This is a genomic window from Halorubrum sp. FL23 (assembly GCF_052439115.2).
Lineage (GTDB): Archaea > Halobacteriota > Halobacteria > Halobacteriales > Haloferacaceae > Halorubrum > Halorubrum persicum.
Genome location: NZ_JBQVRO020000044.1, coordinates 1 through 4,040, shown reverse-complemented (window position 1 = coordinate 4,040; position 4,040 = coordinate 1). Strand labels below are relative to the sequence as shown.

Genomic DNA, 4,040 nt, shown 5'->3' with positions numbered 1-4,040 from the left:
TCGGGAATCTTGTTCCCGTCCTTGGACATACTCAAACGATGAGCTTCTGTGTCTCAAAACTTTCGACGTTGAGTATAAATGATTGCTCTTACGCCAATTCCACTACAGACACGCAAATCAACAAAAGGAGCGTCGTTAGACAGCTAGTCCGTCCAGCGCGTCTCGGTGAGTTCGGACGGTTACGGTTGAAACGTTCGCGACCTCTGCGACGTCCGACTGTGAGAGCAACTGGCCCTGTTCGCACCCCGCTTTGTACAGGCAGGCCGCGGCGAACCCTGACGGGCAGACACCCGTAGTGACTCCCGTTGATTCAGAATCCTCCGCCAACCTCCGTGCTCGTTGCCGAATCTGATCTGGGACATCGAGTTCCGAGGCCAAACGCGGGACGAACGCACTGGGCGTCACAGGCTTGGCCGGGAGGCCGAGTTCCGTATTCAGCGTCTTGTACGCGTTCGTCACGCGCGACTGCTCAACGCGCGCCGGATCGGTAACGTCATCGAGGGTTCGTGAGAGCCCGTCGCACCGACAGGCCCCGTAGACGCTGGCCGCGGCGATGGCCTCGATGGACCTGCCACGAAGCAGATCCTCGTTCTGGGCGCTCCGGAAGAGTTGACACGCCTGGTCGCGGACCGAACCGGAGACCTCGAGGGCACTCGCTAACCGACGCACCTCGCCCAGCCCGTGTGCGAGATTCCGTTCCGCCTTTGACCGCCAGCGCCCACGGGTCTGCTCACGGCGCATCCGTGCGAGTCGCCGTCGCTTCTTTCCAGAGATCTCGTTCCCCTTGGCATCGGTGCCGCGACCGATTTCCGTCGACAGGCCGCGATCGTGGCGAGCCGCAGTAAGTGGGGCGCCCGTTCGTTCACACTCCTCGTCGTCGTACGGCCGCCACTCCGGCCCGTGATCGATACGCTGTTCGTCGATGACCAGGCCACAGTCCTCGCAGATCGTTTCGGCCGCGTTCGTCGTGATTCGACCGTCGCACTCGGGACATTGGTTCGCACTCGATTCCGTTCGGACGTCTTCGTCGAATCCGCTTTCGTAGATGTCTCTGGTTGCCATCGTTCTCACCGTGATTCAGGGAACCCGCCAGTACAGTGAGCCCCTCACCCGTTGAGGGGACGAAAGACTCTGTGTAGGGCTGGTGAACTTACTGAGGGGGTTTGGCGTGGTTGAATTACGGCGTTTTAGTTCTCAACAACGTAATGAAGGTCCTTTGAGTACCGAGCTCAGATTTCTATCCATTCATTCTCGGAAAGAAGAGAACGGACGTGAGAGAATCGGGTCTGCTACCCTCTGAGAGAGGACAGTTGGTACGAACACTCTCGGCTTGCCCGAGCGAAACATTCATAACTAGGGGGGATATCCATAATTATAGATGCAGTCCACCACCGCGCACCGACACTCGTCCGTCGGTAGCGGTGTCTCCGCGGTCGCTATTATTGGGGCGTTCTAGCCCCACCACATCCCACCCTCAACGCTCGGCCCAGTTCGTACCGTTTCGTAAACGGACGGTGTCGCAGTTTTCGCGACCCCATAAACTGCAGTCTACCCACGACTAACGACCACAGCATGTCAGAACGAAGTGCAGTCACGGAGGGAGCGACCGAAGAACGTACAGTCACCAGCGGTGCCGACGCCGTCGTAGCGGCGCTCGAAACCGCGGGCGTCGAACATGTGTTTGGCGTCCAGGGCGGGGCGATCATGCCCGTCTATGACGCCTTCTACGACGCGGCGTTGACCCACGTGACGATGGCCCACGAACAGGCTGCGGCCCACGCTGCCGACGCGTACGGCGTCGTTTCCGGCGACCCTGGGGTCTGCATGGCGACCTCGGGACCCGGCGCGACCAACCTCGTCACCGGACTTGCGGACGCAGACATGGATTCGGACCCCGTGCTTGCGCTAACGGGACAGGTTCCGTCGAACGTCGTCGGCAACGACGCATTCCAGGAAACGGACACGACCGGCATCACCCGACCAGTCACGAAGGCCAACTTTTTCGCCGACGACGCCGACGCTGTCGGCGACACGGTCGGCGAGGCGTTCACCCTCGCTCGCGACGGCCGACCGGGGCCGACGGTCGTGGACCTCCCGAAAGACATCACCCTCAATGACACCGACCGGGCGCCCGACCAACCGGAACACTCCGAGAACTTCGAGGTGCCCGGCGCCGCCGACGACGAAGCGGTCACGGCGGCCGCGGAGGCACTCGCGAACGCCGACTGCCCTGTCATCCTCTCCGGCGGTGGCGTGGTCAAAGGCGAGGCCTGGGACGAAATCCGGTCCTTTGCCGTGGAGTACGGCGTCCCCGTCGTGACGACGATGCCTGGTCTCGGATCGTTCCCGGAAGACCACACTCTCGCGATGGAAGTCGCGGGGATGCACGGCACCGGCTACGCCAACATGGCACTCCAGCACAGCGACGTCATGTTGGCGGTGGGCACCCGTTTCGACGACCGGTTGACCGGTGGCGTCGAGACGTTCGCGCCGGAGGCCGACATCGTCCACGTGGACATCGACCCCGCGGAGATATCCAAGAATGTCCGCGCGACCCACCCGCTGGTCGGCGACGCGGCGACGGTACTTGACCAGTTGCACGATGCGATGCCTCGGGCACCCGACGCCAGCGAATGGCGCGAGCAGTGCCAGACGTGGAAATCTGAGTACTCGATGGATTACGAGATGCCCGCTAACGAACCGCTCAAACCACAGTTCGTCGTTGAGGCTGTGGACAAGCTGACACCGGACGACACTGTCGTCACCACGGGCGTCGGCCAACACCAGATGTGGGCGTTCCAGTATTGGACCTTCACCGAGCCGCGGACATGGGTGTCCTCGCATGGCCTCGGAACGATGGGGTACGGTCTACCTGCGGCGATCGGCGCCCGATTTGCCGCCGCCGACAAGCCAGTCGTCTGCTTCGAAGGCGACGGCTCGTTTCTGATGACCCTGCAGGAACTCGCTGTCGCGGTCCGCGAACATCTCGACATCACGGTTATCGTCCTCAACAACGAGTACGTCGGGATGGTCAGGCAGTGGCAGGACGCCTTCTTCGAGGGCCGACATGTGGCTTCGGAATACTCGTGGGTTCCCGACTTGGCGACACTAGCGGGGGCGTTCGGTGCCCGCGGATTCCGCCTCGACGACTACGACGAGACCGAAGCGACGCTCCAGTCTGCCCTCGATTACGACGGACCCTCGGTCGTGGACGCCCACGTCGATTCCGAAGAAGACGTCTACCCGATGGTTCCCAGCGGCGGCGACAACGCGAAGTTCGCGATGAACGAGGACCAACTGGAGGAACTATGAGCGGCGGACTGGACGGCCCCGGCCCTCACGAACGAGCTCAGCCGACAGGTCGTCGGACGAGGCCGGGAACCGACGAAAACGAGGAGACAGGATACACCGACCAGCGAGTGGTGCTGTCAGCGCTCGTCGAGAACGAACCCGGTGTGTTGGCCGACGTGACTGGGCTATTCTCCCAACGACACATTAACATCGAGCGCATCGTGAGTGAATCGTTGGGGGACGACGTACACTCCCACATTACGTTCGTCGTTGAGCCACCGCACCCCGGCGTCGAGCAGGTGTCGAATCAGATTAAAAAACTCCGTCACGTCGTGACCGTTGAGCAACTCCCTCTCGACGTCGCGGACCGACTCACCGCCAACGTGAACGAGTCGTAGGGCCGTCCTGTTTGCACAGATGCCTGTCAGGATTGCCGATGCGGAGAGATATACGGCGATCACGAGGAACACGAAGATGACGAAAACACCTGCGACAACTAGAACACCGAATTCGAATGGACGCTCGACTTCGACGGCGCCCAATGGCTTGAATGCCCGAGATTCGATACTTAGTACTTGACTGCGGTGAATCCTAACTCGGTCAAGCTGGTATTCCACTTCTCCGGATTCCAGATTACACCACACTCTTTGCACTCAAACTTCTCCTCTCGAATATACTCAACGTCGAAAGTTTTGAGACACAGAAGCTCATCGTTTGAGTATGTCCAAGGACGGGAACAAGATTCCCGA

General features: G+C 60.8%; 4 protein-coding genes. 2 read left to right on the top strand and 2 right to left on the bottom strand.

The genetic code is table 11. The features are described 5' to 3' along the window. Positions 1-135 precede the first annotated feature (135 nt). On the bottom strand, positions 136-1,062 hold the full coding sequence (locus ACT4MF_RS18755) for a transcription initiation factor IIB (RefSeq protein ID WP_444683838.1): 927 nt from the start codon (positions 1,060-1,062) through the stop codon (positions 136-138). Positions 1,063-1,572: 510 nt separating this feature from the next. Here ACT4MF_RS18755 and ilvB point away from each other — a divergent pair. Continuing rightward, the gene (ilvB, locus tag ACT4MF_RS18750) at positions 1,573-3,312 is read left to right on the top strand and encodes a biosynthetic-type acetolactate synthase large subunit (protein WP_444683839.1); all 1,740 of its coding nucleotides are present in this window, start codon (positions 1,573-1,575) and stop codon (positions 3,310-3,312) included. Beyond that, a complete protein-coding gene (gene ilvN / locus ACT4MF_RS18745) occupies positions 3,309-3,689 on the top strand; it encodes an acetolactate synthase small subunit (protein ID WP_444683840.1) in 381 nt (126 codons plus the stop codon). Before ilvB ends, ilvN begins: the two co-directional genes overlap by 4 nt. A gap of 170 nt (positions 3,690-3,859) precedes the next feature. Here ilvN and ACT4MF_RS18740 read toward each other — a convergent pair. Then, a partial coding sequence (locus ACT4MF_RS18740; protein WP_512053343.1) for a hypothetical protein occupies positions 3,860-4,040 on the bottom strand: 181 nt, incomplete at its 5' end.